Genomic DNA, 15,318 nt, shown 5'->3' with positions numbered 1-15,318 from the left:
GGACCGTCCGCCTTGCAGGAACGCCAGCCCAGCCACCTGTGCCGGGGGCATGTGGCATGCTGGACGACCTTACACCGCAACCGACAAAAGTTAACGCTTAATTGAGAAACAGGATTATCCGGCAAGGCGGGTCAAGGCGTCGTCTAAACTGATCCCTTTTATCAAAAAGATCTTGTCCCTTGACCCGGCGCCAGCCTTAAGCTTTACATCGCTCCTTCCGACTTTGAACAGGCTGGCAAGAAACCTCCGGCATTCCTCGTTGGCCGCACCGTCAACCGGCGGAGATTTGACCTTGAGCTTTAGCGCTTCACCGAATACCCCGGCAAAAGACGTAACCGATGCCCTTGGTTGTACATGAAGGCTAATGATTACGCCTTCTCCTTGGACCTCCCTAATGTAACCAGATGTCTTCACTATTGAATTTGGATACGTCCGCAAAGGATTGAGCCCAATCCCTGCAACTCTTCAAAGGTCTTTGTAAAGGCATCCCAGTCCTTGTTGTCGATGATCCTGCGAAGCCCTTCCGCCTTTCTGAAAAACCTCTCAAGCGCATCAGCCGAATATGGGTTGGCCATCTGGATATGGGCGTAAAGCCTGGGGTCCTGCTGCGAAAGTCTCGCCAGCACCTTAAGCTGCTGCTCGAAACTCGGAGTTGAGAGGTCCAGGATATCTCCAGGATCTATCCCATCTTCCATAAGCGCCATTCCAAGACTCATGACAAGAAGGTGATTAAGGGCCTGGACCCAGGCCATGGCCCTGTCATGCAACGCCGCGTCGACCACGCGGACCAATGCCCCATGGGCCCTCAAGAGCCCCTCCCACCAACCCAACCACCTCCTGCCCCTGCCTGGGCAGAGCGCGACCCTTCTACCGGCTATCGACTCCTCGGATGGACCAAAGAGCGGATGCGTTCCAACCGTCTCCGCTTGAGTATATTCAAGCATCAGGGCCACTTGCCGCTCCTTGAGCGAACATAGGTCGGTCAAAAAGGCATCTGGTCCCAGGATGGGCCCCACCCGCCTTACGACATCGTCAAAGGTCGTCATGGGCACTGATAGCACGACAACATCGCAGCGTCTCGCAATCTCCTCAGGGTCAAGACCGCCGTCCAGGTCAGAGAGGAGAACGGTCAGGCCAGCCCCCTTGAAAAACCTTTCAAACCACCTGCCCATACGGCCATGGCCCCCTATGATACCGACCAAAGGAGAGACCTTGGACCCGCAACCGCCGCTCATGCCCGTATCGCCCTCAGCCGCAGGAGATGATCCGCAAGCACGATCCTGACCATGGCCTGGCATACAGGCACTATCCTTGGGATAGCCGATGCATCATGGCGTCCGCCGATGATTATATCGACTGGCCTTGCGCCTGTGTCTATGGTCTTTTGGGTCATTGAAATGGAAGGTATCGGCTTTACCGCCGCACGACATACGATCTCGTCTCCATTTGAGATGCCTGCAAGTATACCGCCGGAATTGTTTGACAAGAACCCATCAGGGCCTATCTGATCGTTGTTCTCCGAACCGAGCATTAAGGCAGCCCTAAAACCAGACCCTATCTCTACACCCTTTACCGCCCCTATGGACATAAGCGCCTTGGCAAGATCCGCATCGAGCTTATCAAACACCGGTTCCCCCAAACCAGACGGGCAGTTGCGCACACTCACCTCCACAATCCCGCCTACCGAGTCGCCTCTTGAACGCGCATCCGCCACTCGCTCTTCCATCCTGACAGAGGCCTCATGGTCAGGACAGAAGAGCCGGTTCTGCTCGGCCGCCCGGAGATCACGCCTTTCGGCCCACACGCCACCGAGACATACCGTATACGCCGTCACCTCTATTCCCGCTGTATCCAATACCGCCTGGGCAACGGCCCCTGCAGCCACCCTTGCCGCGGTCTCCCTCCCTGAGGCCCTGCCGCCGCCACGATGATCCCTTATGCCGTATTTTTTGAAATAGGTGTAGTCACCATGACCGGGTCTGAAGACGTCTTTGAGTTTATCATAAGCCGCACTTCTTGCGTCTTCATTTCTTATGAAAAGCGAGATAGGCGTCCCTGTGGTAAGACCTTCAAAGACACCGGAAAGTATCTCTACCCGGTCCATTTCCTTCCTTGGGCTCTCAATTACACCACCCTTTCCTGGCCGCCGCTTATCCAACGCCTCCTGTATCGCAGCCTCAGTCAAGGGGAGTCTAGGCGGACACCCGTCCACTACCACACCGATCGCAGGGCCGTGGGACTCTCCCCAGGTCATTATCCTGAAGACCTCACCAAACGTATTCCCAGCCATAGCCTTAAACCCTTATAATTTTATTCATTATTTCTCTAGCTATCTCATCTGGAGACCTGCCGTCCGTATCTATAGAGATGTCTGCCCACCTTCTATAAAGGGGTGTCCTTGTGCAGAGTGTCTCTTTTATCTCGTCCTCAAGCGACCATCCTGCCGCCAGCGCCGGCCTTGATGCCTCTGTCGCGGGGTCGGCCTCAAGCCTCCTGAGGATCGTCTCGATCCCGGCCTTGAGCCAAACCACTACGGCATTTTCCTTGATCAAAGGCCATACAGCATCATGCATCACCGCACCGCCGCCACATGCCACGACAAGATTCCTGGCTTGATCCGCGGCCTCCGCAAGGGCATCCCGTTCTCTCTCTCTGAAATATCTCCATCCACGGCCCTTGACTATCTCCTTGATCGAAACCCCTTGTTCAGCAACGATCCGCTCATCAAGGTCCCAAAAATCCCAGCCGAGGACCCGAGAGAGTGCATGTCCGACGCTGCTCTTGCCGACCCCGCGATAACCTATGAGAAAGACCTTTTGCACCATTTTTCAATAGAGGTCCTTCCAAAGCTCCCAGAAGGATGGAAACGACTTGGCCACACAATCAGGGTCCTCGATGACAACGCCCTTGACCTTTAACCCGGCGACGGCAAAGGCCATGGCGATGCGATGGTCGTCATAGGTCTCAATGCCTGCGCCGTGCATGGATCCACCTCCGTGTATGATGAGCCCGTCCGGGAGCTCTTCAACCCTGACGCCGAGCCTGGCGAGCCCTGCTGCAACGGCCCTTATCCTATCCGTCTCCTTGATGCGCAGGTGGGCCACATTTTTTATGTGCGTCACACCCTTTGCAAACGCCGCGGTGACAGCAAGGGTCGGCACCACGTCGGGCATCTTCACCATGTCTATCTCAACCGGCAGCAGCGCGCCGTCAGCCGGACCCTCGACAGTCACACCATTAGAGCCCTTCTCCACCCTGCAGCCCATCCTGCCAAGGACGTCTGCAAACCAGGCGTCCCCCTGCAATGAATGCTCATGGATATTCAAGACCCTTACCCGCCCGCCCGTAACGGCCGCTGCAGCCCAAAAATAGGATGCACTCGACGCGTCCCCTTCGACCTGATAATCAGCCGCGCGATAACCCCCTTGCGGGATTAAAAAACGCCCATCCGTCTCCAAGACATCCACGCCGAATGAGGACATCACGGCAATGGTCATGTCCACATACGGCCTTGAGACCAAAGGGCCTGCAAGCTCGATTACGGCCGGCGTCCGAGCATACGGTCCGATCAGCAGCAGGGATGAGAGAAACTGACTGCTCTTGGCGGCAGAGAGCCTGACTGCACCGCCTTCTAGGCCTTTCGCCCTTATCTCCACCGGCGGACAACCTGTGCCGTTTATGCTCCGCGCCTCAGCGCCCCAGACGTTCAGGGCGTCGAGCAGGGGTCCTATCGGGCGTTCTTCCATGCGCCTTGAGCCAGTAAGCCTGTAGACGCCCTTACCAAGCGCCGCGAACGAGGCCAAAAAACGTATGCCAGTTCCATTGTTGCCGAGATAGAGTTCATTGGCGCAAGGCACAACCTCTCCGCCGGTCCCGTCTACAACCCAGACCTCTCCAACCTCTTTTATCCTTACCCCGAGCGCCCTCAAGGCCTCTCTCAAAAGCCGCGTGTCTTCGCTGTCAAGCGGATCAGCAAGCCTGCTGCGGCCCTTGGCCAAGGCGGCGGCTATGAGGGCCCGCTGCGTGATGCTCTTCGAGCCCGGCACCCTGACCTCTGACGAAAAAGACGATGAAACAGGCGTAATTTCGATATGTCCTGCCATTGCTTGCCTTTATTTTTATTTTTTTTAAGATTAAACTATAATTGTTGGTGCTTGCAAGGCGCAAGTTTCAATTTCTCCGCCTGACACACGCGGCCGACCGGGGAAAACAAGGAGGCTTAAATGAAGATAAAGATTAAGAGGGTGTACGACCCTGTCTCAGCGGATGACGGCAAGAGGATCCTTGTAGACAGGCTATGGCCGCGCGGCATAAAAAAATACAGTGCAGCGATTGACGAGTGGCTGAAAGACATCGCTCCCAGCAATGAACTGAGAAAATGGTTTTCCCATGACCCCTCCAGATGGGCTGAATTTAAAGAGAGATATATCGAGGAACTCAAGCAGAAACGGGATGTGCTCAAAAGGCTTAGGATGGATGCGAATAAAGAGGGAATAACCCTTATATTTGCAGCAAAAGACACGAAACACAACAACGCTGCTGTGCTCATGGAACTCATCGGGCAGATGCAGGCATAAGAAGGGATGTTAACTAACGTTAACCAAGCGGAATGCCGATAAAAAACAAAAAGGCCTAAAGGCTCGGGGGTTGCGATGTCATTGACCATTAATCGCGGCAGTCTTTGCAGGGGCTTTACACTTATCGAGATGGCCGTCGTCCTTGTGATCATAGGGCTGCTCATAGGTATAGGGGCAAGCATGATAGGACCGCTCACCAAGAGGGCGAAGCTCATGGAGACCAGGGAGACGGTCAAGACCGCCTACGAGGCCGTCATGGGCTATGCGGCGCAGAACAAGAGGCTGCCCACTACAACACAATTCACCCAGCTCGGGGTCAAGACCTCCGACAGTTACGGCAACCCCTTGAATTACTATATATGGACAGGTACAGACCTCTGCACGTCCACCGGCACATATCTCACGGTCAACGACGCCTCCAATGGCACGGCGATCACAAAAGACAAGGTGGCCTTCATCCTGATTGCCAACGGTGAAAACAGGTGTAACCAAACGGGCGCAGCATCGCCGTTTTACATATACCAACAGGGCGATTCAGGGGCGGTTTCATATCCAGGATTCCCGTCCGTGCCTGCGTGCCCCGCCGGAGGTGACTACGACGACATAGTCATGTATGCAGATATCGACACAATCAGGGGGCAGATATGCCAGCCCTTCACTATTACAACCTGGTCTCTCCCCATGGGGACTGTGAACCAACCATATCAAAACGTAACACTGGCGGCTGCGAATGGAACACCTCCATTTACATGGACTTGTCCGGTATTGCCGGCGGGTTTGAGACTGGACCAGAAAACCGGCGTTATTTCAGGCACGCCGACACAACCAGGCAGCTATCCAGTAACGGTCCAGGCCTGCGACAGCGACGATGGGCAACAGCATATCCCATGTGTCCAGCCGACAGCCAACCAATATAGATATGCTACAACGACACTGTCAATTACAATCAATCCTTCCGGTGGTGGTGGGGGGCCCACTAGCTGTAGCGATTGCGGCCCCAACTATTATGACAATTATGGGCAATGTAAAAAAAACTGTCTTTCTCCTTGTCACCAAAGCCCCTGTGGAAGCATAACTTGCTGGCAATGTATTTAATTTTTGCGGTTGAAATAGCCGCGCATAAAAGACCACAGACGCTATTTCCGCGGATCTCGCCCGTCCTCTTCAACATCCCATTGGAGAATAACAAGCTTGACATGACCGCCGGTATACCTGTAAAAACAATAAAGAGGATCTGAATCTATAGAAAATACTAAGGAGGCGTCCGATGGTAGAGGTCAAGAAGATACTTTTCCCGGTTGACTTTACGGAGAATTCAAAAAAGGTCTTGCCTTATGTAAAACACTTTGCAAGGGCATTCGCCGCACACATCACCCTTATTCATGTAGTCAGGGGCCCTGATGAATTCAGCGGCTTCGAGCTCGGATCTGCATGGTGGAGTTCCTTTGAAAAGGAGGTCATGGAGGGGTCGCGGGCGGCTATGGAGCACTTCATGACCGAAAACTTACAAGATTACAAAGACATCGATTACATGATACTGATGGGTGATATAATCGAAGAGATCAATAAATTTGCGGTCGAAAAAGGGGTGGACCTGATTATCATGGGGACCCATGGGAGAAAGGGCCTCGAAAAGGCTGTATTTGGGAGTGTAGCCGAGGGCGTGGTCAAACATGCAGCCTGCCCTGTCCTTACAATAAATCCATTCAAGATCAAATCCTAACCGGATGCCGGCTGGCCCGGAGACGGGCTTGCAAGAAAACGCCAACCCGTCTCCATCATCACGCGAGCCGGCCGCTGCAGCCCAAACCCACATGCCCCCTGTTGCGAATCGGTCCATAGACATGTGACCACGGTCATCACCACCCATATCAACGCTGATTTTGACGCCGCGGCATCCTGTCTGGCCGCAAGCAAGCTCTATCCAGGGGCCAGAATCGTGTTCCCCGGTTCACAGGAACGGGGACTCAGGGAGGTTTTGCTCAAATCAGGCGGATGCTTTCCTGACACAACCGCCTTGAAAGACATAGATCTCAATAAAATAGAGCTCCTTGTCGTGGTGGACACACGGCAGAGGGCCAGAATCGGCGTATTTTCAAACCTCTTGGACAGATCCGATGTAACGATACACACCTATGACCATCATCCACACTCCAGGGACGACATAGCGGCGGATAAGACGTATTTTAAGCCTGTTGGGGCGAACACCACCTTAATGGCCACGCTTCTCAGGAGGCACAGGATCAGGATCACACCTTGCGAGGCCACATTCCTGGCACTTGGTATCTATGAAGACACAGGGTCTTTCACCTTCCAATCCACCACACAAGACGACCTGAAAGCCGCCTCCTGGCTCCTTGAAATGGGCGCCGATCTGAACGTGGTCAGAGAGACCTTGGCCCACAAGCTCACCCCGGAACATATAGCCTTGATGGATGAACTATTGACCACCGCCGTCAACTACACAATAGCCGGCATCCCGATAACCATCGCAAAGGCGACTGCGCCGCGATATATTGAAGACCTATCTGTCCTTGCGCATGAACTTATGGACATGAAGGGCCTCAATGTCCTCTTCCTGATGGCGCTCATGGAGGATCATGCCCTTATCGTCGGCAGGAGCCGCGACCCAAAGGTCAATGTAGGCGAGATATTGAAGCCGCTCCGAGGCGGCGGGCACCCGATGGCCGCATCCGCCTCAGTCAAAGGCGCGACACTAACAGAGACAGAGGAACGGCTTATCTCGGAGATATACAGACAGCTCGGCGCTGAGCCATTGGTAAGGGACATAATGTCCTGTCCGGCGCTTTCTGTAACGCCCGAGACGCCTATCTATGACATCCACGACACCCTTACACGCTATGGCATAAGCGTGGTTCCTGTAGTTCAAGAGGACAAAGTGCTGGGCCTCATCTCGCGAAGGACGGTCGAAAAGGCCATTTATCACGGTCTTGCAGCCCAACCAGCCAAGGAATACATGACCACCGACTTCGAGACGATAGGTCCCAATGAAACCCTCGGCCGTGTCAAAGAGCTGATAGTAGAAAAACGCCAAAGATTTCTACCCGTGGTTCAGGATAAAAAGATAACGGGCGTGATAACCAGGACGGATCTCCTGCAGATATTGAGCGGTGATCCCTCTCGAAGGCCTGAACCGCTCATCGAAGAGAGATGGCAGGACAGAAACGTCTCATCGCTTCTACACGGCGAATGCAGCAAAAATATACTGGACATCCTCATGGCCGCCGGGGAGACGGCTGAAAGGGAGGGCTTCCAGGTCTATGTTGCAGGCGGCTTTGTAAGAGATCTGCTCCTGCGCCTCCCAAATACGGATGTAGATCTCGTGGTGGAAGGAAACGGCATAGCATTCGCCAAACGCCTTGCAGAACGATTTTCGGCAAGGGTACGGGCCCACGAAAAGTTTCAGACCGCAGTGATCATATTCCCGGACGGCTTCAAGGTAGATGTGGCGACTGCCCGCTGGGAATACTACGAATACCCGGCCGCCCTGCCGACCGTAGAGCTGTCTTCAATAAAACTCGACCTCTATCGGCGTGATTTTACGATAAATGCCATGGCGATAAAGTTGAACCCAAAGGAATTCGGCATGCTCATAGACTTCTTCGGGGGACAGAGGGACCTGAAAGAAAAGACCATAAGGGTCCTGCACAGCCTGAGCCTCGTAGAAGACCCTACAAGGGTCTTTAGGGCCATAAGATTTGAACAGCGGTATGGATTCAAAATAGGAAGGCATACGCTGAAACTTATCGAAAACGCCGTCCGCCTGAATATCTTTAAAGAACTGTCCGGCAAGCGCATCTCAAACGAGCTCAAGCTCATCCTAAATGAGGCTGACCCTAGACCGGCGCTGCAAAGGGCCCAGGAGTTCGGGCTCCTAGGCGTCATACACCCTGGCCTCAGACTGACGGGGCCCATCCTTGGCCTACTTGTTAGGCTTTACGAGGTCCTGGCATGGTATGACCTCTTGTTTAAACCCGAAAAACCGAGGAAATGGATTGTCTATATGCTTTCTTTGTGTGAAGGTCTTAAACTGGAGGAGGTTGCACAGGTCGCAGACAGGCTCGGGCTTGCCGGCCGGGAAAGGGCGCTCCTTACCAACGGATTTGCAGCTGTGAGAAACGCGGCATGGCGCCTCGCTGAGATATCCGAGCCGAGGCCGAGCCTTATCTATTCGATCTTAAAGCCGCTGGATCTTGAACACCTGATCTACATGATGGCGAGGGCCAAAGATGATGCTATAAAAGAATACATCTCGCACTTTATAACCTCGCTCATGGATAAAACCCCGATACTTAAGGGGGACGACCTCAAGGCAATGGGCCTTGTTCCGGGCCCGGCGTTCAAGGAGATCTTAAATAGGTTGCTGATGGCAAGGCTGGATGGCAAGGTGGAGACTAAAGAAGATGAGATGGAATTTGTAGCGAAGGAGTTTGCCTGCCCGATGGGCAAAACTACAAAAGGCGAGATAGATGGCTATGCCCCATGACTTCAGGAGATAGATGGCTCAATGAAATTAACAATAAATGGCGCGGTCATCCGCGCCATTTATTGTTAACGTTGGCCCAACCGTATCTCTTGACTGCCTCGCGGAGGTTGTCATTCCGAAGACTTTATGTGTTTCCCATGCCGGATCCCGAGAAGGCGTCCGATGATGACGGCAACGAGGCAGCCAAACGGCAAGATTTTTAGTAGATGCTCAGATAATTTTTATGCTCCCAATCCGTGACGGCTATCCTGAAGCTATCCCACTCTTTTTCCTTGGCCTCTATGTATTTTTCATAGATGTGGTCGCCTAACGTTGCCTTGGCGATGGGATTGGCCTTAAGCTCCTCCAACGCCTCTTTGAGCGAGCTCGGCATGCTCACGATCTTTGCGGCCTCTTTCTCTTGATCGGTCATCTTGAAGATGTTTACATCGACGGAATCAGGCGGTGTGAGCTTGTTTTTAACGCCGTCAAGTCCGGAATTGAGCATCATGGCAAAGGCGAGATAAGGGTTGCAGGTCGGATCAGGACACCTGAGCTCGCACCTTGTGGAAAGGCCGCGGGCAGCCGGAATCCGGATAAGGGCGCTCCTGTTGGCCGCTGACCACGCCACATAGACCGGCGCCTCATAACCAGGGACAAGCCTCTTGTATGAATTCACAAGCGGATTTGTGATGGCTGCAAAACCCCTTGCGTTCTTCATGAGGCCCGCGATGTAATGCCTGGCCGTCTCGCTCAATTGAAGTGGCGCCTTCGGGTCAAAAAAGGCATTGGTCCCATCCAGATTGAACAACGACTGATTGGTGTGCATACCAGATCCGTTTATGCCGAATACAGGCTTCGGCATGAAGGTGGCATGAAGCCCATGTCTTCTCGCGATGTTCTTTACGACCCATTTGAAGGTCACGGTATTGTCCGCACAGGTCAGGGCGTCCGCATATTTGAAGTTTATCTCATGCTGACCCTCAGCCACCTCGTGGTGAGAGGCCTCTATCTCAAAACCCATGCTTTCAAGGGTATGTATGATCTCCCTGCGGCAGTCGCTGCCATAGTCCTCGGGATCAACGCTGAAGTAGTTCGCCACATCCTGGGTCTCTATGGTCGGGTTGCCACAATCGTCCAGATTAAAGAAGAAAAACTCCAGTTCCGTCCCGACATTAAGCGTGTAGCCCGCCTTCTTGGCGCCTTCCATGACCCTCTTCAAGTTTACACGGGGGCAGCCTTCAAACGGGGTCCCGTCAGATTTATATACATCGCAGATGATCCTTGCGGCGGCCACCCCGTCCTTTGTACGCCAGGGCAGGATACGAAACGTATCGTAATCAGGTTTGAGATACATGTCTGATTCCTGGATCCTGACAAAACCATCAATGGATGAGCCGTCAAACATGATGTCCCCATCCAGGGCCTTTCCGATCTGGCTCCTGGGAATGGCGACATTTTTCATAAAACCGAAGATGTCACAGAACTGCAACCTGAAGAAATGAACGTTTTCCTCTTCCACCAATTTCATTATCTCGTCTCTGGTCATTTTCCTGCTCCTTAGGTTTTTTGTATTATCTAAACTTAATAGAAAATCTTTAGCTATAGGCCGTCTCACTGTGCTCGCTCAGGTCGAGCCCCTCTATCTCGGCAGAATCGGCCAATCTTAGACCCATAATACCGTCTATAGCCTTAAACAATATCAGGCTCACTGTAAAGGCATAAAATGCAACCACGGCTATGGCGGCTATCTGTATTGCAAGGAATCCGGCATTGCCGGCGAACAGGCCGTCCGCCCCGGCCGGATTTACGGCCTTTGATGCAAACAACCCGACGCAAAGGGTGCCGATTACGCCCCCAAGCCCGTGTATCCCGACCACATCAAGGCTGTCATCATAAAACCAAACCTCGGCTTGAGCGCCACGGCAAAATAACAGCATACACCGGCGGCAAGGCCGATAAGCACGGCGGACCCAGGACTGACAAAACCAGCTGCGGGCGTCACTGTGGCAAGACCCGCCACGGCCCATGACGCCGCGCCCAGGGTGGTGGGCTTGCCGCGATGCCGCCATTCCACCGCCACCCACATGGCCATACCGGCCATCCCTGCAAGATGTGTCGCTACAAAGGCGGATGCCGCCACGCCGTTTGCCGCAAAGGCGCTCCCTGCGTTAAAACCAAACCAACCGAACCACAAAAGCCCCATCCCCATAAGCGTCATGGGCAGGTTATGAGGCATTAACGCCTGCGTCCCATAGCCCCTGCGCCTCCCAGTTACAATGGCCCCTGCAAGGGCAGCGGCCCCTGAACTCAAATGCACCACAAGCCCACCTGCAAATCCAAAACGCCCATCGACTTAAGCCATCCACCCGAACCCCAGACCCAGTGACAAACCGGGTTATAGACCAGAACGGCCCAAAGCAGGCTGAATACCAGAAAAGGGGCGAAACGCACCCGCTCTGCAAAGACCCCGGTTATAAGCGCAGGGGTGATGATCGCGAACATGCACTGGTAGATCATGAACAGGGCCTGAGGGATAGTCGGGGCGTAATCAGGATTTGGAGCCGCCCCAACGCCACTCAGTCCAAACCATGAAAGGCTACCAATGAGACCTTTGATGTCAGGCCCGAAGGACATGCTGTATCCAAAATAGACCCACTCCAAACTGACCACAGAGATCATGATTAGACTCTGCATCATGGTGCCAAGCACATTCTTGCCGCGCACCATGCCCCCATAAAACAGAGCCAATCCGGGTATCATCAACAAAACCAGCGCTGCCGACACCAACATGAAGGCCGTATCGCCTGTTTGGATCTGCGCCATTTAGTTTATCCTTACGAATAATTACATTTTTGTAAAAATTGCACACTATTCGCAGGATAGAAGCAAATCGCATGCCAATATAATTTTTATTTTAATTTCTTGTTTATTCAATAAGTTATTGACCAACCTCTTTTTTTTGTACAAAAAATTTCATTTTTGTATAAAATTTTTCTTCAAAATTGAAATTATATGACAATTTTGTCAAACAGCCTTTTCACCACGTTCGCCCGTCCTGACCCTGACTACTTCCTCAATGGGCAGGACAAATATCTTGCCGTCGCCGATATTGCCTGTATATGCCGCCTCACAGATCTTTTTTACCACATCTTCCGCCTCGGAGTCGGTAACCACTATCTCAAGCTTTACCTTGGGGATGAAGTTCACCATGTATTCGGCCCCACGATATATCTCTTTTTGCCCTTTTTGACGGCCGTAACCCTTTACCTCCGATATGGTCATACCCTTTATACCTATTGAATTTAAGGCATCCTTTACATCGTCAAGCTTAAAGGGCTTGATAATTGCCTCGATCTTTTTCATCTATTCCTCCTGATCTTATTAATGAGTTTGCGCCACGCGACCTTTAAAATTTATACATCAAATCAGAGTGAATAGCCAACCTCACTGTGCTGCGAAAGATCAAGCCCCTGCACCTCATCTTCTTCATTGACCCTCAATCCTATGATGATATCTATCACCTTGAGGATTACAAAGGTCAGAACGAGTGAATACAAAATGGCCGAGCCAGCGGCGATGCCCTGCACCAGAAACTGGTGAGGATTCCCGAAGAAAAGGCCGTCCGAGCCGGCCGGGTTCATGACCTTTGAGGCGAAAAGCCCTGTAGCAAGGGCGCCCCAGAGACCGCCCACGCCATGCACACCCACTACGTCAAGGGCGTCGTCATAGCCGAATCTGGACTTAGCGATTACCGCCATGTAACATATCAGACCTGCCACAAGCCCTATAATGACAGCCGACACCGGCCCCACAAAACCCGCTGCGGGCGTTATGGCCACAAGACCCGCCACCGCCCCTGAGGCCGCCCCAAGGGTGGTGGACTTCCCATGCATCATGCGCTCGACCATGATCCAGGAGAGCGCCGCTGCGCCTGTCGCAACCTGCGTGCTAAAGAATGCGACCACAGCCGTCTCACCGGCCGACAGCGCGCTTCCGGCATTGAAACCGAACCAGCCAAACCAGAGTATCCCGGCGCCCAGGATGGTCATGGGGAGGTTATGGGGTAGGAAGGAGTCTCTGCCATAGCCCTTTCTCCTGCCGAGCATGATGGCCGCGACAAGCGCCGCCACGCCTGAGTTCAGGTGTATGACCGTACCGCCCGCAAAGTCAAGGGCGCCAAGCTTCCCAAGCCAGCCCCCTCCCCAGACCCAGTGACACACGGGCAGATATACAAATGTAGTCCAAAGGATGGTAAAGGCGACAAAGGCTGAAAACTTCATCCGCTCCGCAAAGGCCCCGGTTATAAGCGCAGGGGTGATGATCGCGAACATGAGCTGGAATGCACAGTAGAGGAGACCCGGGATGGTTGCTGCATATGGCCCGGGTTTAAGCCCCACGCCGTTTAGAAACGCAAGGTCAAAGTTTCCTATAAGACCGGATACATCCGGGCCGAACGCAAGCGAATAGCCGTAAAGGACCCATATAATAGAGACTATCCCCAGGCTTATAAAACTTTGCATGATGGTCCCCAGTACGTTTTTGGAACGTACGAGCCCGCCATAAAACATGGCAAGCCCCGGGGTCATAAACATGACAAGGGCAGATGCAATCAACATAAACGCCGTATCACCTGAATTCACAAAAAATCCTCCTTATTTTTGTTGTTGTTATGATGATGCAAGCGCTATGCCGATGTTTAATTAACTGTTTTTTAAAAATAAAAAAGCAAAAGATATAAATTAATTACAATTTTGTATTGTATAAAATACAAAATTGTAAATTTTTAATCTTGATCAACTAAAATAAAGGACCAGATAATAGGCCCCCATCATGAACAGGCCTATCGGGACGCCTATAACCGCCCATGCCCTGCTCGATATCCCAAGCTTTGACGCGGAGATAATGTTTGGGATATTGCCTGGTATCAGCATACCGCCTGATATTATCAGGCCCATCATGACCCCTTTTATCTGTCCGATGTCCATATGAGGGCTTAGTTCCGCGGCTGCAAGCGTGGCGTTATCAAGGACGGCGGAAGACATGTTGACCCAATAGAGCACTCGTCCCGGCATTTTGGTGATATAGGCATCGATAAGGGGTTTGAATCCAGCGCCCAGCAGTATCAATGACATGACAAAGAGATAGACCTTTGCCGCCCTTAACGCGATAATCCTGTAAGATTCTGCGTAAAACTCCGACAGGCTCTCGGGCCGTTCGACCTCTTTACCCCGAAGAAGCCCACCGAGAAGGGCGATAAAAAGCATCCCTGGGATGATATATGCCCCGATAAGTCTTAAAAGAAACAAAAACCCCACGTCATACGCCCCGCCATGGAGTTTCGCCATCGCTATTGTGGAAAGCGGCTCTCCTATGGGGGTAAGCACCGCACCCATGCCTATTGAGAAACAGGCAAGGATTGTAAAGATTGTCTCGTATTTTTTATCAAGGTTCAGTGCGCTTACTATCTCACAGAGTATCAGTGCGGCGATTATCGCGGTGATGACGCTCGATATCATCCCCAGAGAAAATATAGTTATAAATGCAAAAAACCTGGGGCCCATCCGCTCTTCGAGATATGCTATTCTTTTTTTAATGGTCTCCTGAAACACCCTGAAAAGGAAACCGAAGACAAGCGTCGCCAGAGAGATCTTTATGGGCTCCGTAAGGGATAACTCAAGGAGCTTAAGGCTCCAGGCAGGCTCAGGGCCAACAAGATGTGAAGAGGTGACAGCGGCGACCGCCATGACAAAGAGGAAAAGCTCGATATTGTGTTCGATCCTTTTGACCAGGAGGGGCAAAAAAAGGATGATGGAAAAACAGGCCAGAAGAATATAATTGATCATGTGCATCCTTATTTTTGAGGGCAGGGATCAACCCCACCCTCAAAAAATTGAGATTAAGCCGTCAGATCGCCGTCTCTCCGATCTCGCCTGTACGTATTCTTATAACATTATCAAGTGAATAGACAAAAATCTTGCCGTCTCCGATCTGGTCGGTCTTTGCGGACCTTTCAATCGCAGAGAGCACCTTGTCCAGCATGTTATCCGGAATAAGCACCTCTATTTTTATCTTCGGGAGAAAGGAAATATCATATTCCGCCCCCCCTGTAAAGCTCCATGTGGCCTTTTTGCCTGCCAAAACCCTTGACCTCGGTCACTGTCATGCCCTGAATCCCTATGCCATTAAGGGCATCCTTGACCTCATCAAGCTTGAACGGTTTTATTATCGCTTCTACCTTTTTCATGGACTGTC

The 15,318-nt window shown here is 52.3% G+C and carries 13 protein-coding genes and 2 pseudogenes; 4 read left to right on the top strand and 11 right to left on the bottom strand.

Going from position 1 to position 15,318, the window contains the following annotated elements:
- Positions 1-114: 114 nt before the first annotated feature.
- The 5 genes from LGS26_RS02710 to aroA are packed head-to-tail and all read right to left on the bottom strand — an operon-like array spanning position 115 to position 4,103.
- Positions 115-414, bottom strand: coding sequence for a DUF167 domain-containing protein (locus LGS26_RS02710; RefSeq protein WP_237889127.1), 300 nt, complete (start codon positions 412-414; stop codon positions 115-117).
- The gene (locus LGS26_RS02705) at positions 414-1,235 is read right to left on the bottom strand and encodes a prephenate dehydrogenase/arogenate dehydrogenase family protein (RefSeq protein ID WP_237889126.1); all 822 of its coding nucleotides are present in this window, start codon (positions 1,233-1,235) and stop codon (positions 414-416) included. Before LGS26_RS02705 ends, LGS26_RS02710 begins: the two co-directional genes overlap by 1 nt.
- Complete coding sequence (gene aroC / locus LGS26_RS02700; protein ID WP_237889125.1) at positions 1,232-2,290, bottom strand: chorismate synthase; 1,059 nt, start codon at positions 2,288-2,290, stop codon at positions 1,232-1,234. The genes LGS26_RS02705 and aroC overlap by 4 nt, the downstream gene beginning before the upstream one ends.
- A 4-nt stretch (positions 2,291-2,294) precedes the next feature.
- Positions 2,295-2,825 (bottom strand): shikimate kinase, encoded by a 531-nt coding sequence (locus LGS26_RS02695; RefSeq protein ID WP_237889124.1) that lies wholly within the window; start codon positions 2,823-2,825, stop codon positions 2,295-2,297.
- A 3-nt stretch (positions 2,826-2,828) separates the two neighbouring features.
- On the bottom strand, positions 2,829-4,103 hold the full coding sequence (gene aroA / locus LGS26_RS02690) for a 3-phosphoshikimate 1-carboxyvinyltransferase (protein WP_237889123.1): 1,275 nt from the start codon (positions 4,101-4,103) through the stop codon (positions 2,829-2,831).
- Positions 4,104-4,223: 120 nt separating this feature from the next.
- Between aroA and LGS26_RS02685 the strand changes: the two genes are divergently transcribed.
- The 4 genes from LGS26_RS02685 to LGS26_RS02670 all read left to right on the top strand — a co-directional run bounded on the left by LGS26_RS02685 (position 4,224) and on the right by LGS26_RS02670 (position 9,084).
- Positions 4,224-4,577, top strand: a complete 354-nt coding sequence (locus LGS26_RS02685) for a DUF488 domain-containing protein (protein ID WP_237889122.1) — start codon at positions 4,224-4,226, stop codon at positions 4,575-4,577.
- A 75-nt stretch (positions 4,578-4,652) separates the two neighbouring features.
- Positions 4,653-5,672 carry a putative Ig domain-containing protein gene (locus LGS26_RS02680; protein ID WP_237889121.1) on the top strand — a complete coding sequence of 340 codons (1,020 nt, stop codon included), beginning with the start codon at positions 4,653-4,655 and terminating at the stop codon, positions 5,670-5,672.
- A gap of 172 nt (positions 5,673-5,844) precedes the next feature.
- Positions 5,845-6,300: a universal stress protein gene (locus tag LGS26_RS02675; protein ID WP_237889120.1), complete on the top strand. Its 456-nt coding sequence runs from the start codon at positions 5,845-5,847 to the stop codon at positions 6,298-6,300.
- 123 nt (positions 6,301-6,423) lie between these two features.
- Entirely contained in the window at positions 6,424-9,084 is a 2,661-nt protein-coding gene (locus LGS26_RS02670) for a CBS domain-containing protein (RefSeq protein WP_237889119.1), read from the top strand.
- Between the two features lie 199 nt (positions 9,085-9,283).
- Here LGS26_RS02670 and glnA read toward each other — a convergent pair whose 3' ends face one another.
- The 6 genes and pseudogenes from glnA to LGS26_RS02640 all read right to left on the bottom strand — a co-directional run bounded on the left by glnA (position 9,284) and on the right by LGS26_RS02640 (position 15,310).
- Positions 9,284-10,612 (bottom strand): type I glutamate--ammonia ligase, encoded by a 1,329-nt coding sequence (gene glnA / locus LGS26_RS02665; RefSeq protein ID WP_237889118.1) that lies wholly within the window; start codon positions 10,610-10,612, stop codon positions 9,284-9,286.
- 49 nt (positions 10,613-10,661) lie between these two features.
- Positions 10,662-11,889, bottom strand: a pseudogene (locus LGS26_RS02660) (ammonium transporter).
- Between the two features lie 201 nt (positions 11,890-12,090).
- Positions 12,091-12,429, bottom strand: a complete 339-nt coding sequence (locus LGS26_RS02655; protein WP_237889117.1) for a P-II family nitrogen regulator — start codon at positions 12,427-12,429, stop codon at positions 12,091-12,093.
- Between the two features lie 62 nt (positions 12,430-12,491).
- Positions 12,492-13,706 carry an ammonium transporter gene (locus LGS26_RS02650; protein ID WP_237889116.1) on the bottom strand — a complete coding sequence of 405 codons (1,215 nt, stop codon included), beginning with the start codon at positions 13,704-13,706 and terminating at the stop codon, positions 12,492-12,494.
- A gap of 153 nt (positions 13,707-13,859) precedes the next feature.
- On the bottom strand, positions 13,860-14,909 hold the full coding sequence (locus LGS26_RS02645) for a DUF1646 family protein (protein WP_237889115.1): 1,050 nt from the start codon (positions 14,907-14,909) through the stop codon (positions 13,860-13,862).
- Between the two features lie 61 nt (positions 14,910-14,970).
- A pseudogene (locus LGS26_RS02640) lies at positions 14,971-15,310 on the bottom strand (P-II family nitrogen regulator).
- Positions 15,311-15,318 lie beyond the last annotated feature (8 nt).

It is taken from the genome of Dissulfurimicrobium hydrothermale (genome assembly GCF_022026155.1).
Lineage (GTDB): Bacteria > Desulfobacterota > Dissulfuribacteria > Dissulfuribacterales > Sh68 > Dissulfurimicrobium > Dissulfurimicrobium hydrothermale.
Note: the sequence above shows the minus strand (reverse complement) of the source record. Positions and strands in the feature narration are given on the sequence as shown.

Coding starts and splice junctions, on each gene's coding strand:
- LGS26_RS02705 (WP_237889126.1), bottom strand. CDS start 1,235: ATGAGCGGCGGTTGCGGGTCCAAGGTCTCTCCTTTGGTCGGTATCATA.
- aroC (WP_237889125.1), bottom strand. CDS start 2,290: ATGGCTGGGAATACGTTTGGTGAGGTCTTCAGGATAATGACCTGGGGA.
- LGS26_RS02695 (WP_237889124.1), bottom strand. CDS start 2,825: ATGGTGCAAAAGGTCTTTCTCATAGGTTATCGCGGGGTCGGCAAGAGC.
- aroA (WP_237889123.1), bottom strand. CDS start 4,103: ATGGCAGGACATATCGAAATTACGCCTGTTTCATCGTCTTTTTCGTCA.
- LGS26_RS02685 (WP_237889122.1), top strand. CDS start 4,224: ATGAAGATAAAGATTAAGAGGGTGTACGACCCTGTCTCAGCGGATGAC.
- LGS26_RS02680 (WP_237889121.1), top strand. CDS start 4,653: ATGTCATTGACCATTAATCGCGGCAGTCTTTGCAGGGGCTTTACACTT.
- LGS26_RS02675 (WP_237889120.1), top strand. CDS start 5,845: ATGGTAGAGGTCAAGAAGATACTTTTCCCGGTTGACTTTACGGAGAAT.
- glnA (WP_237889118.1), bottom strand. CDS start 10,612: ATGACCAGAGACGAGATAATGAAATTGGTGGAAGAGGAAAACGTTCAT.
- LGS26_RS02655 (WP_237889117.1), bottom strand. CDS start 12,429: ATGAAAAAGATCGAGGCAATTATCAAGCCCTTTAAGCTTGACGATGTA.
- LGS26_RS02645 (WP_237889115.1), bottom strand. CDS start 14,909: ATGATCAATTATATTCTTCTGGCCTGTTTTTCCATCATCCTTTTTTTG.